Genomic DNA, 25,339 nt, shown 5'->3' on the forward strand with positions numbered 1-25,339 from the left:
CCGCCCCCAACCCCTTCGCGGGCGCCGTGGAACTCTACGCCGTGTCGCCGCTCGGCTCCGCCAAGGCCCTCGGCGCGCTGCCCGAGCTGGCGATCTACGACGCCCGCGGACGGCGCGTGCGAACCCTGTCGCTGGCGGCGCGCTCCGCGGAACGTGCCGTCGCCAGCTGGGACGGCCGGGACGCCTCCGGGCGCGCGACACCCGCCGGGGTCTACTTCGCCGCACTCGTCGGCAGGCCGGCCGCCGCACAACTGCGCCTCACCCGCCTGAAATAGCCCCGCCCGAACTTGCTCAAGCAGCCCCCCTTGTGTGACGATAGCGGTAGAATGAGCGACAGATTGCCAATGCAGACCGGGCAGTTCAGCCTGAAGCGCGTCCTGCTCACGGTGGCGCTCGTGCAGCTGGTGCTGGCCGCCGCCATGTTCATCTACTGGCGCGTCTACCAGGGCGAGTTCTTCCCCTATCCCATCAACGACGACGGCAGCGTCACCTGCGAGGGCGCACCGCTGCTGATCGGCTACGGCGTGCGCATCCCGCCGCCCTGGACCTTCACGGGCGTGGGCAGCGACACGCTGCGGCTCAACGGTTTCCCCTTCGAGCCGCTCCGCAAGGACGACGCGTCCGTGGAGCTGACGCCAGGCCAGCGCGACCGCATCCGCACCATCAAGGCCATCCTGGAAGAGGCGGAAAACGCCTACAAGACGTCCGACGGCAAGGAGGCGGGCATGCGCGCCTTCGCCGACGCCATGGAGCCGTACCTGGGCGGCGTCCTGCTCTCCCTGCAGCTGGATATGGGGGGCGAGACTCTGACCGCCGACTTCGGCGGCGACATCCCCGAGGTCACCGTGAACTTCCTGCACGACCCGCACTGGGTGGAGCCGGAGGGACTGATCCGCAGCCGCCACTACGGCACCATGCGCGAGTTCATCGGCTGGATGGAGGAGAACCACGACGGCGTGCTCTGCTTCGGCACCGGACATCTGACGTTGTCCGGTATAGCCGAGGACCGGCGCGCCTACCAGCGCGTACTGGACATCCTGGAGACCCTGCCGCGCGACCCCCGCCGGGCGATCACCGCCGATGACATCCGCCACGTCATGGCGGACGACGCGTTCTTCGCCCGCTTCGAGGCGTTGATCTACGATTTCCTGCAGCACGGCGGGCGGGACGCGCCGAGCGGGCTCTGATCCCCGGCTTTCCCCTCAGGACGATGTCATCGGATATGTGGCGCAGGCGCCGAGCCGGTGCCCGCCGGCGGGCAACGTCAAGGCCACCGTTGAAAGCGGGGACGGGACTCGCGATCAGTTCGCGGGCGATTCCTTTCGCGTCGCTTCGCGCGGGCGGGATCGGTTTCCGGGAGCGTCGTCGTCGGGACCCCCGAACGGCGCCCGTGCGTCGGCTCCCGCCAGGCGGTGTTTCACCGCCGCCGCCTCGTGCAGGCGCCCGCAGACGTCGCGGACCGCCGTGCGGCAGACGTCCAGCCTCGCGGCGGTGCACGGGTCGAGCAGGCCGTTCGGTACGGCACCCCGGCCGCCGGCCGGTTCGTCCTTGCCGTGGGCCAACCTGTTGCGCCAGGTGTCGAGCGCCTTGAGCGACTGCCAGGGCGGCTTGCTCCAGTCCTGCGCGACCGCCAGCTCCTCGCAGAGCCAGTTGAGCTTGCCGAGGACGCCCCGGTACGGCGTGGCGGTGAAATGGGCCTTCTCGTCGGCCCAGATCCCGGGCGCCGCGCGGGCGCCGACGAAGTTCAGATAGGCCTCCAGCGCCGAGTGGGTCAGCATCATCGCGCCCAGCAGGGCGTAGGCCGGCCGCGGATCGCCCGCGGCCGGCAGCCGCGACATGTGCGCCGCGCCGCGCCACAGGATTTCGTGCAGGTAAAGGGCGTCGTCCGCTCTCATCTCCCTCCCGTCATGTTCTCGAGATCGCGCGGGCGCGGGCGTTCATGGCCGGTGATGATAGGGTGCGCAGGGAAAAAAGTCACCTGACAGGGGCCGGATAATTCCTAGATTGAGAGGATTCCTTCACCTGTCCCACGGAGAAGCCATGCGCAACCCGATCGTGTTCTTCGTCTGTCTCTTCGCCGCCGGGACGCTTCTCGCCGGCGAACCCGACACGCTCTTCGTCGAGGTCGAGCGGGGCGTCGCGCTGGAGGTGCTGGACTGGGGCGGCGACGGCCCCGAGGTGGTGCTGCTGGCGGGCCTGGGCAGCACGGCCCACGTCTTCGACGATTTCGCCCGGCGCCTCGCGCGCCACGCCAGGGTGCGCGGCGTCACCCGCCGCGGCTTCGGCGCCTCGACCCACCCGGTCAACGGCTACGACCAGCGCACCCTTGCCCGCGACGTGAAGATCGTCTGCGACCGACTGGGTCTCGCGCGTCCCGTGCTGGTCGGTCATTCGCTGGCCGGTTCGGAGATGGCCTGGTTCGAGCTGCAATGGCCGGGACGCGCGCGCGCCCTGGTGTTCCTCGAGGCGGCCTACGATCACAGCCGCCTGGGCGAGCTGGACGAGATGGCGCTGCCGCCCGCGTCCCGGCCGCCGGCGCGGGGCGACAAGTCTTCCCCCACGGCGGTGCGCGACTGGCTGCGCCGCACAAGGGGGTTCACGGCGCCCATGAGCGAGGTCACCGCCCTGTTCCGCTTCGGCGCGGACGGGCGCCTGCTGGACGCCACCGGCTCGGCGACGGCAGCCGGGATCATCCGCCACGCCCTGCCGCCCCCTCCCTTCGCGAGCGTGCGCGCCCCGACGCTGGCTGTCTACGCCAAGCCGACGCTTGCATCCCGCTATCCCGCGCTGGATTCGTCGGACGCCGGGAACCTGTCGCGAGCCCATGCCCGCGTGGCGCTGGAGCGTGACTGGATGGCGACCCAAGTGGCCGCCTTCCAGCAGGCGGTGCCCCACGCCGTGATAGTCGTGCGCGACGGTGCGAACCATCATCTCCATCTGACGGACGGGGCGGGCACGGCCCTGGCGGTGGGGGCGTTCCTCGGGACGCTGGATCAATAGGGCGGCAATTCCATCCCGTAACGAGCCCACTCCTCCTGGCTGGGCCCGTAGATGCCGGGTACCGGCCGGCCGGCCTGACGCAGCAGCACCGTCATCTGGCCCCGGTGGTGGATCTCGTGATCCATGAGGATCTTCAGGGTGACGCCGCGGGGCCAGGTCTCGCCGTAGAGCTCGTCGGTCCGCTTGAGATCGTCGTCCGACCACTTTGCCTTCAGCGCGGCGACCAGTTCGTCTGTCACCCTGTCGTAGGCGTCGCGCACCTCGTCCGGCGATCCGGGCGGCAGGGACTTCTCATCCACGGACGAGAGCCCCAGTCCCAGCTTGTTCATCATCTCCGGCACGGTGGTGACGATGTGCCAGGCCACGCCGCGCAGGGTGCGGTGCCCGGACACCACGTTCTGACACATGCTGTCGGTGTCGATGACGGCGATGATCTTCTTCGTGCCCTCGACCAGGTTCTGGTAGCCGCTGAAAAAGTCGTCGAGTTTGCGGAACATGGTTTTCACCTCCGGGCCCGACGTTATCCCATCGCCACGGGGCGGGCAACCGGGAGAACCGTGAACATTCACCACGATTGCGGTTTCCCGGCACGCCGGACCCGAGAGCCGGCCCCCCATGACAAATCTCCCAACAGAGCACATGACAACGAGATACGCGGCGCGCGCATTTCGGGCCCATTGGGCACGCTCCCTGCGATACCGGGGGCAAGACACTCAATGACCCCTGGCGGGATTCGACAAGGAGCAGCGGCATGGACAAGCACATCATTCACCGACGCATCTGGCTGCGGGCCCCCCTGGTCGCGCTGACCCTGACCCTGGCCCTGCTGGCGCTGCTGGCGGCCACCGTCCGGGCGGGCGAGTTCCCCCACGAGCGCAAGGGGCTGGTGCTGGGCTTCAACCTCGGCGGCGGCAACGCCGCCCTGCAGTACGACCTGTTCGGCACGAACGTCGAGCGCGAGATCGAAAACGTCTTCGGCGGCGGCGGACGCATCGGCTACGGCCTCTCCGACCACGTCGTCCTCTCGCTGGAGGGGCACGGCTTCGGCAAGACCAGCGGCGAGGCCGACGTGCAGGCCGTCATGACCCTGGTCACCGTCACCTGGTATCCCGGCGGCGGCGGGTTCTTCCTGCGCGCGGGCGGGGGCGGCGGTGCGGCGAACGTGACTCTGCCCGGCCCGCCCGCGGCGGTCGACTGGAACGAGCGCGAGGCCGAGGGTGCCGCCGGCGTGGGCCTCGGCTACGAGTGGCGCCTGGGCCGGCAGTTCGCCCTGGGCGTGGCCCTCGACGCGCGCGGCCTGTCGTTCGAGGACCTGCCGCTCTTCCGGGAGACGACCCTCGGCCACGGCACGGCGTCGCTGCAGCTGAACTGGTACCTCTAGCCCGGCAGAGATCCGGCGGGGCCGGTCGGGATATCGTCCCGGCCGGCCCTGCTGCCTACTCAGGGAACGATGTCCCCGTCGCGGATCACGCAGGCGGTCGAGCCGTCGCTGCGCGTGACGGTCAGGGTGGGGCGGTGGAAGAGGTAGTCGATGTGCGTGCTGGAGCGGTTGCGCCCGCCGGGCAGGCCCAGATTGCTGCCGAAGGCGATGTGGGCGGTGCGCAGGGCCTTCTCGTCCTCGAGCATGTTGCCGTGCAGCCCCGCGCCGGGGTTCAGCCCGATGCCCAGTTCGGCGATCGTCCGCGCGCCGTCGTCGGTGTCCATCAGCTCGATGATGCGGGCGGCGAGCGTCGGGTCATCGCTGGCGACGTCCACGCCCCGCCCGCCGCGGCAGGTGATGGTCGCCGGGGCCGGCACGTTGCCGTCGGAGCCGAAGCAGCCGTCGACGACCAGCGCGCCGTCGGCGCGATCCTCGCGGGGGCAGCAGTAGACCTCGCCGCAGGGCAGGTTGACGCCCTTCTCGGTCAGGGTGATGCGCACGTCCGAGACGAAGGGGCGTCCGGTCAGCCCCAGGGTCAGGTCGGTGCCCGCCCCCGATGCGACGTGCACCGACTCCGCGTCGCGGAACAGGTCGATCAAGCGCTCCGCGCCGTAGCGCATGGCGGTGTAGTCCACGTCCAGCGCGCCGCCTTCCATCATCCTGTCGACGATGCCGGGACTGTGTCCCATACGCAGCTTGCGCGCCTCGATGGCGTGGATCCACTGCAGGCGGAACGGTATCTCGTCGCTGCGGCCGGCGATGGCGTTGATGATCACGTCGCGCCCCTCGAGCAGGTCGAGCATCCCCTCGGGAAGTGTCGTCAGGGGACGGTTGTCCTCGGGCAGGCGGAAGAGGTCGGCGGTGCAGCCGTTCGCGCGGGCCGCCGCCAGGAAGGCGTCGGGGCAGGCGCCTGTCGAATCGTCGCCGATTACCAGCACGGCGTCCCCCGGCGCCAGGTCGAGCGCCTGCCGCATGGCGGACAGGGCGGCGCGGGTCATGGTATGAAGGTCGGGCACGTCGGCCGTCCTCTCGATCGAGGCACCCGGCGAAGACGGATGCGCAGTTTTCGGGTTGCTACCGGTCGCGCTCCGCGCCGGCGCGTGCGCGCGGCCCACGGGGAAGACGCCGGGGCGGTCGATTGGTTGCCTATCGATCGTCCGCGGAGGTAGCTGCGGGAGATGCCGCGCGACTGTAGACCATCCGGCCGCTCCCGCACAAGGGCGCCGCCGCGACCGCTTCATCATCCGCCCGGAGAACGGCCGATGGTGCGTTATCGGCGATTCGCGAGGGGCGCGGCGAAGGCCAGCACGTGGCCGTCGGGATCGAGACAGTAGCCGGCGCGGTCGCCCCAGTCGCGCGGCCGCGGTCGCGAGCAATACGCAGCCCAGCGCCGCCAGCGTCATGCGGTTCGGCATCCTCATGGTGCTCAATAGTCCCTTCCGGCGGGCCGAATGGCCGAGGGATCGCCGGCGTGGCAGAGCGTCACGCCGTAGACCATGCCGCAGTGCGGGCAGTGGTCCTCGAACCTGGACATGACGAAAGCCTCGCCGCATTCGCATTCGATCCGCGCCGCCACGGGCAGGGGCATGTCCCGGAATCCCATCATGCGCAGCTTGTCCACCATGGCGCGACCGTCCTCGCGAACGCCGCCGCATCCGTCGTGCATATGTCCGTCCATCCTCTCATGATCGTGTGGCCGGTCGGGTGAGGAATAAACATACACCAACCAGTATATAATACCAGGAAATCCGGGCCTGCTCCGGCGCGGAGGGATCAGGGTGAGATCCCGCGTCCCAGCGCCTCCGCCTCCACGAAGACCATCTTGACCCGCGGCCACTTGGTCCTGATTGCCCGGCCCAGGGCGGCGACGGCCGCCTCCAGCCGCCCGGCCGGGCAGTCGTCACGGAAGTCCACGCTCACGTTCACCAGGATGAACTCCGGTCCCATGTGCAGGGTGAGCACCTCGCCCACGCGGTCGATCTCGGGCACCTCGCGGGCCAGGCGCCGCACGCCCTCGACCACCTCCGGCCGCGCACTCTCGCCGATCAGCAGGCTCTTGGTCTCCCAGGCCAGCCACAGGGCGGTGGCGCCTAGGATCAGGCCGATCACGACGGACGCGGCGCCGTCGAACCAGGCCAGCCCGGTCTTATGGGCGAGCCATACGCCCAGGAAGGCGACGACCAGGCCGAGCAGGGCGGCCGTGTCCTCGAAGAGCACCACGAAGGTGGACGGATCCTTGCTCTCCTGAACGGCGCGCAGGAGGTTGCGGCGCCCGCGTGCCCGCGAGAACTCCCGGCAGGCCATGGTCCACGCCACGCCCTCGAAGATCATCGACATGGCCAGCACGATGTAGTTGAGAGTGGGATCGTCGATGGGGTGCGGCTGCCTGATGTGCTGCACGCCCTCGTACAGGGAGATGCCGGAGCCCACCGCGAAGATCATGATCGCCACCACGAAGCTCCAGAAATAGATCTCCTTGCCGTGGCCGAAGGGATGGCGCGCGTCGGCCGGGCGACGGGCGCGCTTCAGCCCGAGCAGCAGCAGCACCTGGTTGGCGGTGTCCACGATGGAGTGGATGCCCTCGGACAGCATGGCCGAGTTGCCGGTGATCCCCGCGGCGACGAACTTGGTGACGGCGATCAGCGCGTTGCCGGCCAGCGCGGCGTAGATGACCCTGCGGGAACCGGATGCGGCCATGGGCGGAACTCCGTTGGCAAGCCGGAAGACGACCGTTGCGGAGATGCGGCGGCCGTCATTCTAGCGCCCGGCGCGAGGCGATGCCAGCGCCGGTCGCGAAACACGGCCGCGGAGGCCGAAATTACTGGACACGCGGCGCAAAATGGGGAAATTGAGATGGTCGCGAATCGATCGCCGGATCAACCGAGGATGGACGCAAGATGAGCGAAATCGCCGAAACCAAGCCCGGCTGGAAGTTCTCCAAGGCCTTCTGGGTCGCCAACAGCGTCGAGGTGCTCGAGCGCGCGGCCTGGTACGGCGTATTCGTGGTCACCACCCTGTACCTGTCCCGCATCCTGGGCTATACGGACGTGCAGGCGGCGACGACCTCGGGCGTCTTCGTGGCGGGGCTCTACTTCCTGCCCACCTTCAGCGGCGCCTACGCCGACCGCATCGGCTTCCGCAACGCGCTGTTGCTCGCTTTCGGGCTGCTGACCATCGGCTACGGCAGCATGTGGCTGCTGCCCACGCTGCTGGAGTCCGGCGGGCTGGTGCAGTACGGCGTCCCCGACGCCGCCTCGGAACTCAGGGACCAGGTCGGCAAGATCATCGTCTTCAACGGACTGGACACGAGCTGGCAGAAGTGGCTCTTCGTGCCGGTGATGATGGTGATCATGGTGGGCGGGTCGTTCATCAAGTCGGTGATCACCGGCACGGTCGCCAAGGAGACCACCGAGGCGAATCGCGCCCGGGGCTACTCGATTTTTTATGCCATGGTCAACGTCGGCGCCTTCAGCGGCAAGACCATCGTCAAGCCCCTGCGCGAGGGGATGGGCAACGAGGGGCTGATCATCCTGAACCTCTTCGCGGCCGGCATGACCCTGCTGGCCTTCGTGCTGGTATTCTTCTTCTACAAGGCCTCGCGCGGCGAGGGCGAGGGGCGGCAGCTATCGGAGATCCGGGCGGCGTTCATGGCCGTCCTGAGCCGCACGCGCCTGATCGTGCTGACCCTCATCATCACCGGCTTCTGGATGGTCCAGCACCAGCTCTACGCCAGCATGCCCAAGTACGTGCTCCGCATGGCCGGCGAGGGCTCGGCGATCTCCTGGTTCGCCAACGTGAATCCCGCGGTGGTGGTTATCTTTGTGGCCTGGATCACGCAGGTCATGCGCAAACGCACCGCGCTGTACTCGATGACCATCGGCATGTTCATCATGCCCCTGTCGGCCTTCTGCATGGCGGCGGGCAACATGCTCGGCGGCGACATCCTCGGCTTCCATCCCGTGGCCTTCATGATGCTGGTGGGCATAGGCTTCCAGGGCCTGGCCGAGTGCTTCATCTCGCCGCGTTTTTTGGAATACTTCTCCCTGCAGGCCCCCAGGGGCGAGGAGGGGCTGTACCTGGGCTTCAGCCATCTGCACTCGTTCATCTCGGCCCTGGTGGGTTTCTTCATCTCGGGGCTGATGCTCGACCGCTGGTGCCCCGATCCGCGGACCCTGCCCGCGGTCGTCCAGACCCAGCGCCTGGCGGCGCTGGCGGGCGATGGCGTCATGCCCGAGGCCTACCAGCACGCCCACTACCTGTGGTTCGTCTTCGTGGGCATCGCGCTCTTCTCGGCCATCGCGTTGATCGTCTACGGCCGGGTGACTGCACGGATCGACGCGAAGACGGCCCGCTAGGCGAGCGCTCGCGGCCCGTGACGAAAGCCGGGCCGCCCGCGTGCGCGGGGCCCTCGCGGATCATCTTCGAAAAAAGACCAGCCGCGGCACCCTTCCTTGGGAGCAGCGGCCGGCCGCGACACGTGTCGAAGACAGTATAACCCACGTGTCAAGGGGGGGGCTGCGGCAACGGGAACGACACCCGCAACTCCGCTGGCGGACTGCCGGTACCGGCATTTCACCTGTCCGAGAATCATGTTCACGTCCTGCGCGACCTTCCTTTTCGGTCGAGGGATGCCGTTGACCAGACCGCAGGGCGCGGTGACCATCCAGTCGAACCGCAGGCCCCGGCCGTGCAACCCACCATCGGTGATGTCGTGCTATCAGACGAACTCCGCCCGTGACGGGCCCATGCCCCGGGATACGGGCAAGGACCCCGTGGGCGAGTACGAGCTGGCCGGATGGCGGCTGACGCGATCGGCCGCCGCCGCTTCCGATTAGCCGCTCTCCCGCACCGGCAACCTCAGGATCGTCCGCAACTTCTCTGGCGCCACGCGCCGCGGGTCCGACAGGTAGATCTCGTGGTGGCGGCCGCGGGGGGCGAGACCCCCTGCGGCGGCGAACGCGAGCATCTGCGCCACCGTCTCGCGCTCCTGCGCGTAGGGGCCGACGTGCAGCATCTGCACGCACCGGCCCTCGGTCAGGTCGACGAGTTCCACCTCTCGGACCGTGGGATCCTTGCCCTTGTCCAGCAGCTTGGCCACTGCCCCGGAAAGGTCGCCCTCCGTGACGACCTCCGGCGTGCGGATCATCAGCCGCCAGTTCCATTGCGACCGCGGCGTGTCGTCGAGGGCGCGGTCGCCGTCGCCCCACCACTGGCATTCCAGCTTGCAGATCACGTAGTCGCCGCGGCCCTCGAACTTGCGGGTCATCTTGATGGTGTAGGCGACGGCGTACAGCGCCCCGATCCTGGTCCCGAAGGCGTCGCCGTCCGGCGCGCCCCGGCCGGCGACGGCGAGGTAGCGCGCCCCGCCGACGTCGACCAGCAACGGCTTGCGCGAGGCCCTGTACTGCGCCTCGTGCAGCCCGGCCAGGTCGATCTTGTCGCCCATGGCTAGGCGTCTCCCTCGATGGGCAGGTGGATGTCCGTGAGCAGCTCCTCGGGGGGCGTGCTCTCGGGATCGTTGAGATAGATCTCGAGGCTCGGCTCCGCGCGGATCGTGCGCTCATGCGTCGGGATCCACTGGCCGCAGAGCTCTGCGTAGGTCTCGTATAGCTTATCGTAGGGACCATGATGGGTGGTCACGGCATAGACGCCGCCGCCGACGGCCTGCACGCCGATTTCGCCCGTGGGCTCGTAGTCTTCGCCGATGGTCACGCAGGCGTCGTAGCGCAGCTTGTCGGGGGGCGTCGCGTCGGGATCGTCGTGGGAGAGGCCGATGTATTCCGCGCCCGGCCCGAGCCGACCCTCCGCGCCCAGGTGCGTGCAGAGGCCACTCCAGGCGCTCCCGCATTCGTTGTAGGGTCCGATGTGCCTGACGAAGGCCACGCGGCGTTCGGGTACCGTCTTGATGGTCACGTCCATGGTCGATCCTCCGGTCTCCAGTGATTCGAAGGTGATCACCCCGTCCTCCGTGCAGCGGAGCCCGGGCGCGGCGGCGACCGGGGGTCGTCGTCGCTTGCGGTATGTGCTCGGCGAGAGGCCGGTCATGGCGCCGAAGGCCCGCGTGAAGGCCGCGTGGGATTCGTAGCCGGCGTCCAGGGCGATCCGGATGACCGGATCGTCGCCCGTGGTCAGCCGCCCCGCCGCCCTTTCGAGCCGCAGCCGCCGGATATGGGCCCGCACCGACTCGCCCACCATGCCGCGGAAGATGCGGTGGAAGTGGTAAGGCGAGAAGTGGGCCACTTCGGCCAGCTCCTCCAGGCTCGGGTCGCGGTCCAGGTTCTCCTGGATGTAGAGCAGCACGCGCAGGAGGCGTTGCTGGTAGTCCAGGAGCGTGGTGGTGCGCATGAGTCCTCCCCTCGGCCCGAATGATACGTCCCGGCCGGAGGCGCGGCTTGATCGTGCTTGCTGTGTTCGCCCGCGAGTATACAGAAAAAGGCCGCGGACCCCGAGGGGAGCCGCGGCCCGTCGTCCGAGGCGTCTCGGCCGCTCAGCACTTCGCCGCGACCGCCTCCGCCATCTCGGTGGTGGTGCTGCTGCCGCCCATGTCGTAGGTGCGGACCGCGCCCTCGGCGATGACCGCCGCCACGGCGGCCTCCAGCTTGTCGGCCATGTCGATCTCGCCCAGGTGGTCGAGCATCATCTTGGCCGAGAGGATCATGGCGATGGGGTTGACCTTGTTCAGGCCCACGTACTTGGGCGCGCTGCCGTGCGAAGGCTCGAAGACGGCCACCTTGTCGCCGATGTTGCCGCTGCAGGCGAAGCCCAGCCCGCCGACGAGCTGCGCGCAGAGATCGCTGATGATGTCGCCGAACATGTTGCTGGCCACCAGCACGCCGTAGTCCTGCGGGTTCTTGATCAGCCACATGCACATCGCGTCGATGTTGGTCTCCCACAGCTCGATGCCGGTGTAGTCCTTGGCGATCTTGCGGGCCTCGCGGATCATCAGGCCGCTGGTCTCGCGGATGACGTTGGGCTTCTCGACGATGGTGACGCTCTTGTAGCCGAACTTCCTGGCGTACTCGAAACCGTCCCGGATGATGTCCTGGCAGCCCTTGCGCGTGAAGATGCGGCAGCTGACGGCGATGTCCTCGTTGGCGGCCTCGCCGATGCGCCTCATCTGGGCCGGGTGGCTCTTGATGAAGGCGTCGCGGATCTCCTGCGGCAGCGGGTGGTACTCCACGCCCATGTACAGGCCCTCGGTGTTCTGGCGGAAGACCACCAGGTCGAGGTCGTCCCGGTAGTTCAGGGGGTTTCCCGCGTAGGCCTTGCAGGGGCGCAGGTTCGTCTTGAGGTCGAACTCCTGGCGCAGCCGCACGATGGGGCTGCGGTAGACCTTGCCGGTGCCTTTCAGCTCCGGGATCAGCGCCGCCTCGGCCTCCTCCTTGGGCATGCTCGTGATGGCGCCGAAGAGTGCGGCGTCCACGTCGTTGAGCATCTCGATCGTGCGGCCGGGCAGGGGATTGGCCTCCGTCTGCCAGAATTCCCAGCCGATGTCGCCGTGTACGTAGTCGGCGTCGAAGCCGAGCTTGTCCAGCACGATCCTGGCGGCCTCCATGACGTCGACGCCGACGCCGTCGCCCGGCATCCAGCCGATCCTGTACTTCGCCATGTCCGAATACCTCCTGCCCCGAGGTTGCCGAAAACGCGGGGGCGACGCCCCCGGTGCTTGCCGAGCCGTTGGTCCGGACAAAGATATACGGGAAAATCGGCGGGAAAAGCTATTTCGGAGGCGGGTTCTGGAGGGCGGCCCGCGCGTGGCGGGTCCGCAGCTCTTCGTCGAGGATCCGGTGCAGTTCCCGGGTCGCGGGGCTCTTCGCGCGGTGCCGGTTCTGGGCGATCAGCCTGGTGGCGACGGTGTTGCTGATCAGCACGAACAGCAGCGGCGCCGCCAGGGGCGCCAACCGCCGCCAGCGGTGATTCCTCAGCAGGCCGACGCAGCCGACCGTGCCGCTGGACAGGATCACGCAGAAGCCGATCGACGCCAGGTACAAGTACTTGATGTTGAGCCAGTCGAGCGGACCGGTGAAGATCGTGAACGGCAGCACCGTGATGTAGGTCCAGGCGATGAAGAACCGTACCGCGCGCCCGCCGAACACGAGCCCGAAGAAGCTGAACGAGATGATGCCCAGCGACACCAGCGATCTCACCAGCACGCGCCACTCGTAGATGAATCGCAGGATCGGATGGGACGATTCGAGCATGGTGCTGATCTGCAGCGGGAAGAGCATCAGGTTCAGGTAGCGGAAGATGTTCTTGAAGCCGTACCAGACGGCCTGGGGCGCGCTGACGCCCTCGGTGACGAACCTGTCCGGATCCTGGTAGCCCCATATCCGCTGCGCGACGTAGAACAGGACGCCCAGGGCGATCAGGATCACCAGGCTGCCCGGGAGCAAGGCGCGGCCGCCCCGCTCCTTGTAGAAGAAGTAGCGGTAGGCGACCAGGCTGCCCAGGATGGAGAAGGACACCGGCTTGGTGAGTCCCGCCAGCAGGAAGACCCCCAGCCCGCAGAGATACCAGGGCGACCGTAGACGCCCCCCGTGGTGGAAGTCGTTGCGCATCAGGCAGTAGAGCACCACGAGGTAGAAGAACGCCAGCATCAGCGGCTCGAACCCGGCCAGGCTCATCATGATCTTGCCGTAGTGCCCGACCGACAGGGCGAAGAGCAGCGATGCCAGCATGGCCAGCCGTTCCCTCGGAAAGAGCATGTAGACCAGCAGGTAGACCACGAAGGCGTTCATGCCGTGCAGGACGAGATTGACCGCCAGGTAGCCGGCCGGCGCCAGGCCGAACAGGCGGTATTCCAGCATCAGGCCCAGCTGCAACAGGGGCTGGCTGAAGGCGTTGCCCAGATGAAGGAAGAACTTGTCGACGCCGTTGCTCAGGATGTCGGCGTCGAGCAGGATCTCGAAGTCGATGGGGCTCCACAGGGGCAGGGAGATGACCCGCCAGTACGTCAGGAAGACGACCAGCTGCAACACGACCAGGAATGTAAGATGATTCCAGGGCTTTCTCATCCGAGCCTACCGTATATCCGTCATTTCGTGGTTCTCGCCCGTCGGGCCGAAATTTGGCGCGGCCCGGACCCGGATCATGGGCTATTATCCGCCACCAGGCAACACCGGGCTGGAGGAACGCGTCGGGCGCGTTCCTCCTCGCGTGGATCATCGGCAGGAAACCGTCATGCCTTACGTATCTCGCGGCGGAGAGAAGCTGGCCCATGCCCTGGATGTCTTCGGTGTCGATCCAGGGGGCCGCGTCTGCGCCGACCTGGGCTGCAGCACCGGGGGTTTCACCGACGTCCTGCTCCAGCGGGGCGCGGCGTGCGTCTATGCCGTGGACACGGGTTACGGAGTGCTGGACTGGAAGCTGCGCAACGATGCGCGCGTGGTCGTCATGGAACGGACCAACGCCCTGCACGTCACCCTGCCCGAGCCGTGCGGCCTGGTGGTGATCGACGCCGGCTGGACCCGCCAGGCGAGGATCGTGCCGCATGCCCTGGGGCTGCTCGCGCCCGGCGGCGAGATCGTCACCCTGCTCAAGCCCCACTACGAGGCCCCGCGCGCCTGGCTGGAGAAAGGACGGCTGCCCGGCGCGCGACATCCCGAGGTGTTGGCGCGGGTCCTCGCCGGGTTGCGCGCATTCGCCCTCGACGTCGGCGAGCCCCTGCCCTCGCCTGTCCGTGGCGGCAAGGGGGTCAACCGGGAATACCTGCTGCGTATCACCGCGCGGTCGTGAAGGGCCGACAGCCTTGCCAACATGCGGGTTCTCGGCTAACCTGCTCCATCGATCGCCAAACCCCCGAACCCCCTGGAGTGGACATGCCCCGCGGCACATGCCAGGCGTTTCTGCTGCTCGCGGCGGCCCTCTGCGCCGCTCTCGCCGGCTGCGCGCCTTGCCGCACGGACGGCGTCTGCGATGCTCCACCTTCCGCCGCCGCGCCCGCGCCGCCGCCGGTCCCGGGCGACGGGCCGTGGAACCTGACCGTCTTCCACGTCAACGACAGCCACTGCGCCTTCCTGCCCGAGCCCGCCCAATGGCGCGGCGACCGCGCGCTCGTCGGCGGGGTGGTCGCTCTCGCCGGGCACCTCGCGGAGCAGCGCGCCACCGCGCTGGCCGCGCTGCTCCTCGACGCCGGCGACTTCATGACCGGCAACCTCTTCTGCGAGATGGAGGACGACGGCGTGCGCGGCGGCGCCTGGCTGGACCTGCTGAACCGGCTGGGCATCGACGCGGGCGTGATCGGCAACCACGAGTTCGACCTGGGCCGCGAGAACGCGCATCGGCTGGCCGCGCGCGCGACGCATCCCCTGATGGCCCTGGACCTGCGCGACGAGGCGGGCGAGCTGGAGTTTCCGGCCGAACCCGTCGTGATCGAAAGGGGCGGCCTGCGCGTGGGCGTGATCGGGGTGACCTGCCAGGGCCTGTTCGAGGTCTGCGCCGAGACCCGCGTGCGCGGGCTGCGGCTGGACGACCAGGCCGCGACGGCGCGGCGCTGGGCCGCCGAACTCGATCCCGACACCGACCTGCTGGTGCTCATCACCCACAACGGCGCGGATACGGACACCACCCTGGCGCGCGCGCTGGGCGGGTCCGGCATCGACCTGATCGTCGGCGGCCACTCCCATACGCGCCTGGAGGAGCCGCTGCTCGTCGGCGGGATCCTGGTGGTCCAGGCCGGCTCCCGGCTCAAGAACCTGGGGCGGGTGGACCTGCGCGTGGCCGAAGACCGCATCCTGGAATACGACGGCCGCCTGATTCCCCTGCTGGCCGAGGGCCGCCGCGCCCCGCCGGAAATCGAGGCCGCCGTCGCCGCGGCGGCCGCGCGCGTGGACCGGGAGTTCGGGCGGGTGATCGGCGAGCTCACGGTGTCCTGGCGGCGCGATAGCCGCGCCGAGAGCAACGTGGGCGACTGGCTCTGCGACGCGCTGCGCGCGGCCGCGGGCGCCGACGTGGCCCTGCTCAACTCCGGCACCATCCGCAACAACTTCGACCCGGGCCCGCTGACCCTGCTGGACATCCACACCCTGCTGCCCTTCGGGAACAACCTGGAGACCTTCGAGGTCGATGGCGCGGAGCTGGCGCGCATCGCCCGCGTCAACGCGCAGGCCGCCGAGAGCGGCGAGCACGGGATCATGCAGGTCTCGGGCCTGAACTACGCCTACACGATGGACGACGGCGAGGCGCGCCTCCTCGAGGCGACCGTGGACGGGCAACCAATAGCGCCCGGACGCGTCTACAAGGTGGCCTGCCCAGATTTCCTGGCCATGCAGGCGCGATTGTACATGGACATGGAGAAGCCCCGCACCACATTGGCCGGGGGGACGGTCACCGGCGTCGTCATCGACGCCATCGAAGCGGCGGGAACCATCGGTGCGGCCACGGGCGGCCGCATCGTGCGCAAATGAACGGAAGGAAGACCCAATGGCGCATGAGATAGACTTCGAACTGGTCGGCGACGACCTGCAGGCGGTCATCGTGGAGCTGGACCCCGACGAGGCGGTGCAGGCCGAGGCCGGCGCCATGCTCTACATGGAGCCCGGCGTGCAGATGAACACCGGCGCCGACGGCGGCATCTTCGGCGGCCTCAAGCGCGTGTTCACCGGCGAGAGCTTCTTCATCACCACCTTCAAGAATACCGGACCGGGCAAGGCGCACGTGGCCTTCGCGGCGCCCTATCCCGGCAAGATCATACCGATGGATCTGACCAGGCTCGGCGGCCGCATGCTCTGCCAGAAGGACGCCTTCCTGTGCTGCGCCTACGGCATCGAGATCGACGTGGCCTTCACCAAGCGCCTCGGCGCCGGGTTGTTCGGCGGCGAGGGCTTCATCCTGCAGCGCCTCACCGGCGACGGGCTGGTCTTCTGCCACGCCGGCGGCACCATCCTGGAGCGCGACCTGGCCCCGGGCGAGACCCTGCGCGTGGACACGGGCTGCCTGGTCTCGCTCCAGGAGTCGGTCGACTACGACATCCAGTTCGTGGGCGGCTTCAAGAACGCGCTGTTCGGAGGCGAGGGCCTCTTCCTCGCGTCGCTGACCGGCCCCGGGAAGGTGTATCTGCAGACCCTGCCGTTCAGCCGCCTGGCCGACCGCATCACCGCGGCCGTCAACCGCAACAGGGGCGAGCACCGCGGCGTGGGCGGCCTGGTGGGCAAGAAGGGGCTGCTGGGGGACCTGCTGAGCGGGGACTGACAGGAAAGTGGCGGGTCGAAACCCGCCCGCGACGAACGGGCCCGGCCCCGAGGCCCGGCCTTGTCCCCGCGAACCCGATCACTTATCCTGATGCAGGAACGGGCGTCGAATTCGCACCGCGGCGCGAGCGCCGCGGCCTTGGCATGTTCGAGGAGAGCCCCCGATGAACCGATCCTGCGGCCTGGTCGCGACCGGCCTCTTCATTCTGGGATGCGCCGCCGGCGCGGCGGCCCAGTCCGACGTCATGTGCATCTGCGCGGACGACGAGGCATCCGCGACCTGCGGCGGCAACGTGGATGCCGCGGCCTTCAGCCAGCTGACCCTCTACTTCTGCGTGCTCGATCCCTCCGAGCCGGAGATCAAGGCCTGGGAGGCCTACCTGGAGATCGAGGGCGAGGACAACCTGCAGGGAGCGTGGCGGGTGCTGGGGGAGGGCATTAATTTTGCGCCGGCCCCGGAGTTCCAGGTGGGGATAACCGGCGCCCCCCTCACACCAAACAACGCCAACCTGATCCCCCTGCTTTCCATGCACGCGTTCATCCTAAACGAGGCACCGATCCTCTTCTTCATCCGTCCCGTCCCCGGTTCGCTGGGCTTTCCCGATCTTCCCGGCTACGCCTGCTATGTGGCCGACCCCCGCCCCTGCACGCCCTGCGGCACGGAGAACTGGCCCTCGTTCACCATCAACTCCGCGGCCGAGGACGAGGAGAAGGCCTGGGGAGAAGTCAAGTCCCTGTACGACCGCTGACGCCTGTCGTATGATCCCCCCGCTTCGATCCATGACATCCAGGGAGGTCCGATGTACGACCACGACGCCGCCTACGCCGGATACGCGACATGTTTCGGCGATCGCCCGGAAGCCATCCTCACCGCATCCATGGGCGAGATCGCGCCCGGCGGGCGGGTCCTCGACATCGGCGTCGGACAGGGCCGCAACGCACTGCCACTGGCTCGCGCCGGCCTGCGGGTGACGGGCATCGATCCGTCCGCCGCGGCGATCGAACAGGTCCGCGACAAGGCCGTCGCGGCCGGCCAGGAGATCGCGCTCTGGCGGGGCGAATTCGGCGCCTACGAGCCCGAAGCCCCCTTCGACGCCGTGCTCTGCTTCGGCTTGCTGCAGGTCCTCTCGCGCTCGCAGTGCGCCAGCCTGATCCACCGCCTGCACGCCTGGACGGAGATCGGATCGCTGCTCATGCTGACCGCCTGGCACGTGGACGATCCATCCTACGAGCGGATCAGCGACACCTGGGAAAAGGTGGGACTGCATAGCTTTCGCAACGAACGGGGCGAACACCGCACCTACCTGGCCCGCGGCGTCATCCGCAACCTGATACCCGGCTGGGAGGTCTTGCACCACGAGGAGATCCTGGGTCCGGTCCACGGTCACGGAGACGGCGAAGAGCACAGGCACGGCGTGATCGAGCTGGTGGCGCGCCGGCGGTGATCGCCCCGGATCGTTCGGTGTTGCATCTTCCGGAAATGCCGAAAAAAAAACGCCGAGGGACGCCAACCGCCCCTCGCCCGGGAGACGGTGTTGATATGGCGTCCCCCGGCTGCAGCGGGAGGAAACGGTTTTTTCTACACTCCCAATGGCCCCATGCAGATGTCGAAAAGCCCGAAGATGTAGGAACCCCCCACAACACATGCTCCGTACATCCCAATAGTCCCGAAGAGTCGATTTCTTTGCATGATTTCCCGAATAAATTGAAAAGATCGCGAGAATCTGATAGGGTGATCGCCTCGATATCTTTGCAACCATATGGAGGCATGAAGATGTACACCAAAGTGGATCCCGGGCACCAGCCGGCCACCAAGGACGTCGAGCAACCCGTAGCCAAGGGGTGCAGCTGCTCGTGCAACTGTTCGTGCAACTGCCCATCCGGCGGGATGGCCGTCAATCAAAGCCGCCGGCAAGGCGGGCTCTTCATGGAGGACAACGACTCTGAAGCGATCGTTCCGACATAGTCGAACCGTCGCATGAACCTGCCATTCTGCCATGTCTTCACGAGCGGCGAGCGTCATTATGCCTACGATGTGAACTCTGGCGATGTCGTCGAGATCGATCCGCCCACGGCGATCGTGCTGGCGGGTTCACCGGGCGGGTCGAACGCGACCGTCTCCACCGACGCGTTGCGCGACGCCCGGGGGCGCGTCGTCGTCGCCCGGGCCGACCAGGGCCTGTTCCTTTCCCACCGCCCGGGCACCCTGACCGCCTGCGAGACCTGCCACGATGCCAGCGGCTACGACGGCGACGTCGGACAGCTCACCCTTTCGATCAGCGATCAGTGCAATCTGCGCTGCCGCTACTGCCTGCACGGCAACGATCTCGACTGGGTGCGCCCGCATCGCGACGCGCGCATGACGCCGCGGACGGCGCGGGCCGCGGTACGCGAGTTCCTGCGGCGGAGCCGGCGCGCGACGGCCCCGTCCATCTCGTTCTACGGGGGCGAGCCGCTGCTCGCGCCGGACCTGATTCACGAGGTCGTCGCGCTCGTGCGGCGCGAGGGGCCGCGCGACGACTACCGGTTCAACATCGACACCAACGGCACCCTGCTCGACGCCGAGACCGTCTCCCTGATCGTCGACGAGGGACTCAACCTGCAGGTCAGCCTGGACGGGCCCCCGCACATCCACGACCGGTACAGGCGCTACCGCGGCGGTGGCCCCACCCACGAGGCGATCATGGGGGGGCTACGGCGACTGATGCGGGCTTCGTCCCGCGCGCACGAACTCCTGCGTTTCCAGGTCACGCTGTTGCCGCCGGGCAATCTCGAGGAGATCGCCGCCTATTTCAGGGGTTTCCCCCTGTACGGGGAATTCGGTTGCGCCGAGGAGCCGTCCCTGGGCATCAATGCGGCCGATCTCACCGGCGCCGACCTGACGACCCTGGGGATTGCCGGGGGCGACTTCGCGGCCTTCGCGGCCGATATGGATGCGGCCCGCATCCGCTACGTGGAGGCCCGCGTCGCCGGGCATGACGATGCGCCGGATCTGGTGCTGCGTGCCCTTTTCGACGGCGACCTGATCACCTTCTACCACCGCCACCGCGGCCGACTCGGGGATGCGATCTCGCCGGGCGGCTGTTGCCGTCCCGGACAGCGCCGCCTGCATGTGCGCGCCGACGGCGTCTATCAACCCTGCGAGCGCGTGGGGGACGGGCTGGTCATCGGCGATGTCGAACGCGGCATCGACCTCGCGGCGGTGGACGATCTCTGGCACAGGTTCGCGGGGGCGCTCGGCGAGCGCTGTCTGGATTGCTGGGCCTGTCGGCTGTGTCCGCTGTGCTTCACGGCGCTGGCGGAGGGATGGCGATGCGACGGGGGCGGGGCGACCGTCTCCGCGGCCCGTTGTGATAATGCCCGCGCCCGGCTGGAGAGGACCCTGCGCACATACGTGGAACTCGTGGAGCGGAACCCGCGAAGCCTGGATTTTCTGGAGACGAGTACGGTCAGTTGATGGAATCGCTCAGCCACATGACGATCTCGCCGTGGACGGGATCCCGTGCGAGCCACCGCTTGAACGTGATGTTGTGGCCGTCCAGGAACAAGGTCTCCCGGTTCAGTTCCGTGAGTTCTCCGTTGATACGGGAATAGATGAGATCCCTCATCCCGCCGCCGGTCAAGAAAGACTCGAAGTCCGGGTTCTGGTTCCGGTCCAGGATCTCCACGTGTCTGATCGTCTCACCCTCGACGTCTGCCCTGTAGAAGAGCGCGAACTCGGTCTGTCCCCGATAGGTATAGGCGTCGGCGTGATAGAGGTCCATCTGGCCGGACATGAAGTATTGCAGTTCGAGCTCCAGCTTGCGCCTGGCCTCCAGGGCATCGTCCTGCGTCAGGGGCTGGGTGGTCCAGTCCACGGCTTGACTGAACAATATGGAATTCTTGGCGCCGTCGTGGGTCTTGAAGACGCCCGTCGTCCCATCGACAACGTCGGAGGAGTTGAAGCGATAGCTGAAGCTTTCCAGCGGGTCTTCCTGGAACACGACGAGCGAGACGAAGAAGATGCAGGCGGCGGTCACGAGCAGCGGGCGGCGCCGCCGGCGGTGATAACGAGCCCGCAGGTCGGCGCGCAGAAGGTCGAAATGCTCGACCCTCACGCCAGGGTCCACCGCCGCGGCCCGCAACCTGAGCTCGATGTCGCTAACTTCTCTCATCGTCCTCGTCCGCAAGTGCCTGCAGTTTCTTTCGCGCCCGGCTGATCCTCGAAGCGATCGTGCCCCACTTCTTGTCCGCGATCACCGATATCTCCCTGGTCGACAGACCTTCCTGGTAATGGAGGTTCAGGTAGATCCGGTCGTCCGCGTTCAAGCGGGACATGTATCGCGACAGACGATCGCATTCCTGGGCGATCTCGAGTCGCCGTTCCGGATCCGGCTCGTCGCCTATCAGCAGAACCTCTCCCAGCAGGTTCTCGGGCAACGGGCACTGGGGATGATTCGCCTGCTTCCAATGCCACTTCTTGATCCGGTTGGAGGCGATCCTGTACAGCCAGGCGCCGAAGCTGATCCCCTGCCAGCGGAACTTCGAGAGGTTCTCCATGGCCGCCTGGAAGGTCTCGGCCGCCAGATCCTCGGCCTCGTCCCTGTGCCAGACGTTGCGATAACAGAAGCGCATGATCTGCGGATAGAACTGCTCATAGAAGTATTCGAAGCGCTCCAGGTCGATCCTGGCCTGTATCAACCGCTCCTTCTGGATGGCCAGATCGGGGTCGGCGCGGCCGGTCTCCGCCGCGGCGGGCTTCGCCGGCCCACTGGCTTCGGGCCACGAATCATCCCTCCAACGCCTATAGTCCCAGAAGCCCATTTTCTTTGCACTCCAAGCCAGAATTTCCAGAAAGAATCGCCGCGGAATCCTGCTCCGGCGAAATCCCATGGGGTGCAGGGCGTTAGCGGTCATCTCCGGTCGGCTCGTGCTCAAAACCTCGCCTACGGCCGCCGCCCCGCCCATCCCGGGCGGGTTCGCTATCCCACCGGCTAGATCATAGCACATCCTGGCTGCGCAAGGAAGGCGGTGCGATGACCTCCGTCCCCGGCGACGACGGCCAGCCGCCCCGGGTTGTTCGTCACAGCCGCTCCGCTCGCTCCCTGATCGCGTCATTGTCCGAAACGGTCCACGACCGTCGTTTTGCCCAACGGCGCCGACGCCGCCAGGGCGAATTGCCCCCCTCGTCCCGGGCGTTTCCATGCCGCGCCCGTGCCTGCGCCCCCCCCCCCCGGATCCACAGTATGGGCGGACGGGGATCGATGTGCCGGGCGGTATTCCCGTAGCCTGTTGTTGTGTGGCTGGTTACGGGGGCCGGGCATGCGTCCGGATGACGCCTTTCGCGACATCACGGGATATAACGTTCCTCATCCAGAAATAGTTAAAGCAGGCACGGGCTTTGCCGATGGATCCCACCGGAGTTCACGAGGGCCCGGCTCGACCGGCCCGCTCGGTCACTAGCCCCACGGGGCCAAATGAAAGGGAATCAGGGATGAAGAATTGGAAATGCGCCTTCGTGGCTATCGTGGTGTTCGCTCTGGCGGGCCTGGCGGTGGCCGAGCCCAACATCGGTGTCTACTTCGATGAGGCCGGTACCGTCACCAACGCCACCATCGAACCGCTGCCCGCCATGGGCACGGGCTACCTCTACGTGAAGAACGCGGACCTGCTGGTCGGCGGCGCGGCCTTCGCGGTCGATATCGATCCCGGCATCACGACCTTCTTCCATGAGGTGCCGGAGCTGGGTCTCTATTTCGGCGATCTGGAGGGGCTCGAGGTCGGACTGTACCAGTGGATTCCCGTCTTCGGTCCCGATGACGGGGCTCTCCTGGGCACGTTCGATTTCTACTCGACCACGCCCGTGATCCTGGGCGAGATCACCGTGGGTTCTCACCCCAACTACACGACCCCCATCGTGGCCAGCAGCGAGGGCGTGCAGTACGAGGCCACGGGCATCACCACGCACCTGACCATCCATTCGACCCCGACCATCGGCATCTACTTCGATGAGGCCGGCACGGTGCAGCACATCGAGCCCAACGGCGGCGTCGGTGTGACCCATACGGCCTACATCATGATCAAGGAAGCCGAGATGATCGTCGGCGGAGCCACCTTCAAGCTCGAGATCGATCCCTTGATCATGCTCGGCAGCGCGGTTCCGGTCGACGCATTGGTTCTCGGCTCGCTCACTTCCGGTGTCGAGATGGGCCTGTATACCTACATGCCCGTCTTCGGTGCCGGCACCGGGCTGCTCTACACCATCGATCTGATCACCTTCAACAATCTGATGACGGATGCGCCCCTGACCATCTCGAATCACCCGAACTACGACTATCCGGTCGTGGCCGACAACAACGCGTACCAGTTCGAAGCCGATGGCCTGACCTCGACCATGACCATCGTGGTCCCGACCGAGAACAAGGCCTGGGGCGACGTGAAGAATCTGTATCAGTAGTCGATTCTCCCTGCGCGGGTCCGGCGGTCGTCCCCCAAGGCCGCCGGCCCGTGTAGGAACGAAGCGGGAGGGACCGGTGGTCTCTCCCGCTTATTCTTTTCGTGTGACATGACGGGGGACGCTCGTCGCGACTATCGCCCGTCCCGCTTGATGAGATGGAAACCGAACTCGGTTTCCACGACCTCCGACACCTCGCCCGGCGCCAGGGCGAACAACTCGGTCTCCAGCGTACGGGGCAGCCGGGCCGGCTCGACCAGGCCGATGAGACCGCACTGGAAGCGGTTCTCGGCGTCGTCCGAGAAACGCGCTGCGAGTTCGCAGAAGTCGACCTCGCCGGTGCGCGACATGGCGCTCACCTCCGCGGCGATCATCTCCGCCTGGGCGCGGCTGCGACGCACGCCCGCGGGAGCGCCCCGCGCGCCGGCCCAGGTGATCAGGATGTGCCGGGCGACCGCGCGGCGCACCGGCAGCCGCATCAGGAGATGGTAGCCGCGCTCCGTCTCGACCAGCGGGTTGAAATGTCCTACCTCGAGGTCGAACAGCGGCACTTCCAGGGCGAGCGGCAGCTGGTCGCGCTTGAAGATGCCCAGGTATCCGGAATTGCGCTCCACGTTGGGGTCGTCGGAGTACTGGCGCGCGAGTTCCTCGAATGACCCGGCCTTGCCCTGCACCAGGGCGGCGATCCGGGCCGCCCGTTCCCGGGCCTCCGCCCGGCTGCGAGACACCCCGGGCTGGAGCGGCCTGCTCTCCGCGTGCGCGACCAGGATGTGCGCCGCCGCCGCCTCCTCCCGCCCCGGCGCGACAGCCGTCGCGGCCTCGTCCCCGCCGCCGGGTTCCGGAGTGTCCGCGACGTCGCGTTGGCGCAACAGCCCGGACACGGCGGCCCCGACCACGGCGAGCGCGAAGACCAGCAGGGCGAAGCGGCGCGCGGTCATTCCCCACCGACCCTGTTGAACGGTGCCGCGCCCACGGCGCGCAGGATCTTGCAGGCGAACAGGTGGTAGGTCTGCATCTCCCAGTCCACGATGCCTGCGCGCATGTGCAGGTGGCGCAGGTAGGTGAGAAACTTCTCGCGCTCGGCGGGACTGTAGCCGACGGCCGCCATGGCGGCGCTTATGTGGTCATACATGGTCTCCAGCTCGGACTGGGTGGGCAGCTTCGTGGAGCGGTGCGGATGCGAGACGCGCATCTCCGGGCGGCGGCCGGTCGCCCGGCGCGGCTCCCGCACCGACGCCAGCCAGGCCCGGCGTATCTCGTAGGCGTAGATCATCACGGCCTGGGCCAGGTTCAGCGAGGATTGCGCCGGGTCCGCGTCGATCCGCGAGACGTAGCGGCAACCGTAGATCTCCTCGTTGGTCAATCCCGTCCGCTCGGTCCCGAACATCAACGCCACCGGCCCCTCGCCCGATATCTCGACCAGCAGTTGCGCCAGCTCGTTCGGCGGCAGCAGGGCGCCCTTGCGCAGCTCGCGCGGCCGGGCCGTGGCGCCGGCCACCGCGATCATCTCGCGCACCGCCGCCTTGTGGTCGAGCACCACGCGGGCGCGGTCGAGCACGTCCTCCGCGCCGTGCGCCACCACGCGCGACCGCTCGCCGAAGGGATTGCGCGGGTTGATCAGCACCATGCGCGAGAGCCCCATCGTCTTGAGCGCCCGCGCGGTCGCGCCGACGTTCATCGGCTCGGTCGTGTGGCTCAGCACGAAATGGATGTTGTCGAGCTTCGGCGCCGGCCTGGCGCCCTCGACCGTGTCGTCGTTTGCGGTCACTTCCGTTCTCCGGGACGGGGATTGGCTTTCCGGTAAATATCGTGCCGTCGGCGGCCGTTGTCACGCGCGGGCATTGCGGTTATGATCCCGGTTCACGAAAGGAGAAGGGCATGGACCGCCTAATCGCCATCTTCGTCGTCCTGCTGGGCGTGAATTTCCTGATGGACAACTTCGGGCTGCCCAAGATCGAATTCGGCGATCTTAAGAAGCTCTGGCCCCTGGTCTTGATCTGGGTCGGCTGGACCATGTGGCGCGAAGCCGGCCACAAGAGGAGCTGAGATGGTCAAGAAGGTGCTCGTCCCCGTCGCCGACGGCAGCGAGGAGATGGAGACGGTCGTCGTGGTAGACGTGCTGCGCCGCGCCGGCGCCGAGGTGACGCTGGCCGCGGTGATCGAGGGGGTCGCCAGCGGCGGCCTCGACGTGACCTGCTCCCGCGGCGTCAGGCTCGTCGCCGACAAGCCCCTCACCAGCTGTCGCGACGAGTGCTGGGACCTGATCGTCCTGCCCGGCGGCCTGCCCGGCGCCGAGCA

Annotated in this window: 27 protein-coding genes; 14 read left to right on the forward strand and 13 right to left on the reverse strand. The window is 67.7% G+C overall.

What is annotated here, in order from left to right:
• On the forward strand, positions 1-275 hold a 275-nt coding region (locus KJ554_00375), incomplete at its 5' end, for a hypothetical protein (GenBank protein ID MBU0740785.1).
• Positions 276-326: 51 nt separating this feature from the next.
• Positions 327-1,187: a hypothetical protein gene (locus tag KJ554_00380; GenBank protein ID MBU0740786.1), complete on the forward strand. Its 861-nt coding sequence runs from the start codon at positions 327-329 to the stop codon at positions 1,185-1,187.
• 114 nt (positions 1,188-1,301) lie between these two features.
• Here the strand turns inward: KJ554_00380 and KJ554_00385 are convergent, their stop codons facing one another.
• Positions 1,302-1,895: a hypothetical protein gene (locus KJ554_00385; GenBank protein ID MBU0740787.1), complete on the reverse strand. Its 594-nt coding sequence runs from the start codon at positions 1,893-1,895 to the stop codon at positions 1,302-1,304.
• A gap of 145 nt (positions 1,896-2,040) precedes the next feature.
• Between KJ554_00385 and KJ554_00390 the strand changes: the two genes are divergently transcribed.
• A complete protein-coding gene (locus KJ554_00390) occupies positions 2,041-3,000 on the forward strand; it encodes an alpha/beta hydrolase (protein ID MBU0740788.1) in 960 nt (319 codons plus the stop codon).
• Here the strand turns inward: KJ554_00390 and KJ554_00395 are convergent.
• On the reverse strand, positions 2,994-3,497 hold the full coding sequence (locus KJ554_00395) for a DinB family protein (protein MBU0740789.1): 504 nt from the start codon (positions 3,495-3,497) through the stop codon (positions 2,994-2,996). The genes KJ554_00390 and KJ554_00395 overlap by 7 nt on opposite strands.
• A gap of 254 nt (positions 3,498-3,751) precedes the next feature.
• Between KJ554_00395 and KJ554_00400 the strand changes: the two genes are divergently transcribed.
• Positions 3,752-4,381, forward strand: a complete 630-nt coding sequence (locus KJ554_00400; GenBank protein MBU0740790.1) for a hypothetical protein — start codon at positions 3,752-3,754, stop codon at positions 4,379-4,381.
• A gap of 59 nt (positions 4,382-4,440) precedes the next feature.
• On the opposite strand, the gene KJ554_00405 is transcribed toward KJ554_00400, so the two are convergent.
• From KJ554_00405 to KJ554_00415, 3 genes are all read right to left on the reverse strand, one after another.
• Positions 4,441-5,436 carry an aminopeptidase gene (locus KJ554_00405; protein MBU0740791.1) on the reverse strand — a complete coding sequence of 332 codons (996 nt, stop codon included), beginning with the start codon at positions 5,434-5,436 and terminating at the stop codon, positions 4,441-4,443.
• Positions 5,437-5,846: 410 nt separating this feature from the next.
• The gene (locus KJ554_00410) at positions 5,847-6,086 is read right to left on the reverse strand and encodes a hypothetical protein (protein MBU0740792.1); all 240 of its coding nucleotides are present in this window, start codon (positions 6,084-6,086) and stop codon (positions 5,847-5,849) included.
• 107 nt (positions 6,087-6,193) lie between these two features.
• On the reverse strand, positions 6,194-7,117 hold the full coding sequence (locus KJ554_00415) for a cation diffusion facilitator family transporter (protein ID MBU0740793.1): 924 nt from the start codon (positions 7,115-7,117) through the stop codon (positions 6,194-6,196).
• A 200-nt stretch (positions 7,118-7,317) separates the two neighbouring features.
• Between KJ554_00415 and KJ554_00420 the strand changes: the two genes are divergently transcribed.
• Positions 7,318-8,775, forward strand: a complete 1,458-nt coding sequence (locus tag KJ554_00420) for an MFS transporter (GenBank protein ID MBU0740794.1) — start codon at positions 7,318-7,320, stop codon at positions 8,773-8,775.
• Positions 8,776-9,251: 476 nt separating this feature from the next.
• Here the strand turns inward: KJ554_00420 and KJ554_00425 are convergent, their stop codons facing one another.
• The 4 genes from KJ554_00425 to KJ554_00440 form a co-directional block, all read right to left on the reverse strand.
• The gene (locus tag KJ554_00425; GenBank protein ID MBU0740795.1) at positions 9,252-9,866 is read right to left on the reverse strand and encodes a GyrI-like domain-containing protein; all 615 of its coding nucleotides are present in this window, start codon (positions 9,864-9,866) and stop codon (positions 9,252-9,254) included.
• A gap of 2 nt (positions 9,867-9,868) precedes the next feature.
• Positions 9,869-10,765: an AraC family transcriptional regulator gene (locus tag KJ554_00430; GenBank protein MBU0740796.1), complete on the reverse strand. Its 897-nt coding sequence runs from the start codon at positions 10,763-10,765 to the stop codon at positions 9,869-9,871.
• 142 nt (positions 10,766-10,907) lie between these two features.
• The gene (locus KJ554_00435) at positions 10,908-12,029 is read right to left on the reverse strand and encodes an isocitrate/isopropylmalate dehydrogenase family protein (protein ID MBU0740797.1); all 1,122 of its coding nucleotides are present in this window, start codon (positions 12,027-12,029) and stop codon (positions 10,908-10,910) included.
• A gap of 109 nt (positions 12,030-12,138) precedes the next feature.
• On the reverse strand, positions 12,139-13,434 hold the full coding sequence (locus KJ554_00440) for a hypothetical protein (protein ID MBU0740798.1): 1,296 nt from the start codon (positions 13,432-13,434) through the stop codon (positions 12,139-12,141).
• A gap of 166 nt (positions 13,435-13,600) precedes the next feature.
• Between KJ554_00440 and KJ554_00445 the strand changes: the two genes are divergently transcribed.
• The 6 genes from KJ554_00445 (at position 13,601) to KJ554_00470 (ending at position 20,065) form a co-directional block, all read left to right on the forward strand.
• Positions 13,601-14,155: a TlyA family rRNA (cytidine-2'-O)-methyltransferase gene (locus tag KJ554_00445; GenBank protein ID MBU0740799.1), complete on the forward strand. Its 555-nt coding sequence runs from the start codon at positions 13,601-13,603 to the stop codon at positions 14,153-14,155.
• 83 nt (positions 14,156-14,238) lie between these two features.
• Positions 14,239-15,825, forward strand: coding sequence for a bifunctional metallophosphatase/5'-nucleotidase (locus tag KJ554_00450; protein MBU0740800.1), 1,587 nt, complete (start codon positions 14,239-14,241; stop codon positions 15,823-15,825).
• Between the two features lie 16 nt (positions 15,826-15,841).
• The gene (locus KJ554_00455; GenBank protein ID MBU0740801.1) at positions 15,842-16,609 is read left to right on the forward strand and encodes a TIGR00266 family protein; all 768 of its coding nucleotides are present in this window, start codon (positions 15,842-15,844) and stop codon (positions 16,607-16,609) included.
• 163 nt (positions 16,610-16,772) lie between these two features.
• A complete protein-coding gene (locus KJ554_00460) occupies positions 16,773-17,357 on the forward strand; it encodes a hypothetical protein (protein MBU0740802.1) in 585 nt (194 codons plus the stop codon).
• 51 nt (positions 17,358-17,408) lie between these two features.
• Positions 17,409-18,053 carry a class I SAM-dependent methyltransferase gene (locus KJ554_00465; GenBank protein MBU0740803.1) on the forward strand — a complete coding sequence of 215 codons (645 nt, stop codon included), beginning with the start codon at positions 17,409-17,411 and terminating at the stop codon, positions 18,051-18,053.
• Between the two features lie 533 nt (positions 18,054-18,586).
• A complete protein-coding gene (locus tag KJ554_00470; protein ID MBU0740804.1) occupies positions 18,587-20,065 on the forward strand; it encodes a radical SAM protein in 1,479 nt (492 codons plus the stop codon).
• On the opposite strand, the gene KJ554_00475 is transcribed toward KJ554_00470, so the two are convergent.
• Both KJ554_00475 and KJ554_00480 read right to left on the reverse strand, forming a co-directional pair.
• Complete coding sequence (locus KJ554_00475; GenBank protein ID MBU0740805.1) at positions 20,058-20,762, reverse strand: hypothetical protein; 705 nt, start codon at positions 20,760-20,762, stop codon at positions 20,058-20,060. The genes KJ554_00470 and KJ554_00475 overlap by 8 nt on opposite strands.
• Positions 20,749-21,411 (reverse strand): RNA polymerase sigma factor, encoded by a 663-nt coding sequence (locus tag KJ554_00480; GenBank protein MBU0740806.1) that lies wholly within the window; start codon positions 21,409-21,411, stop codon positions 20,749-20,751. The genes KJ554_00475 and KJ554_00480 overlap by 14 nt, the downstream gene beginning before the upstream one ends.
• Before the next feature lie 670 nt (positions 21,412-22,081).
• On the opposite strand from KJ554_00480, the gene KJ554_00485 reads away from it, so the two are divergent.
• Entirely contained in the window at positions 22,082-23,044 is a 963-nt protein-coding gene (locus KJ554_00485; GenBank protein ID MBU0740807.1) for a hypothetical protein, read from the forward strand.
• A gap of 131 nt (positions 23,045-23,175) precedes the next feature.
• On the opposite strand, the gene KJ554_00490 is transcribed toward KJ554_00485, so the two are convergent.
• Together KJ554_00490 and KJ554_00495 are read right to left on the reverse strand one after the other, a co-directional pair.
• The gene (locus KJ554_00490) at positions 23,176-23,979 is read right to left on the reverse strand and encodes a peptidyl-prolyl cis-trans isomerase (protein ID MBU0740808.1); all 804 of its coding nucleotides are present in this window, start codon (positions 23,977-23,979) and stop codon (positions 23,176-23,178) included.
• Positions 23,976-24,809, reverse strand: a complete 834-nt coding sequence (locus KJ554_00495; protein ID MBU0740809.1) for a hypothetical protein — start codon at positions 24,807-24,809, stop codon at positions 23,976-23,978. The genes KJ554_00490 and KJ554_00495 overlap by 4 nt, the downstream gene beginning before the upstream one ends.
• A gap of 110 nt (positions 24,810-24,919) precedes the next feature.
• On the opposite strand from KJ554_00495, the gene KJ554_00500 reads away from it, so the two are divergent.
• Positions 24,920-25,087, forward strand: a complete 168-nt coding sequence (locus KJ554_00500; GenBank protein MBU0740810.1) for a hypothetical protein — start codon at positions 24,920-24,922, stop codon at positions 25,085-25,087.
• A gap of 1 nt (position 25,088) precedes the next feature.
• On the forward strand, positions 25,089-25,339 hold a 251-nt coding region (locus tag KJ554_00505; GenBank protein ID MBU0740811.1), incomplete at its 3' end, for a DJ-1/PfpI family protein.

It is taken from the genome of bacterium, assembly GCA_018814885.1.
Lineage (GTDB): Bacteria > Krumholzibacteriota > Krumholzibacteriia > LZORAL124-64-63 > LZORAL124-64-63 > JAHIYU01.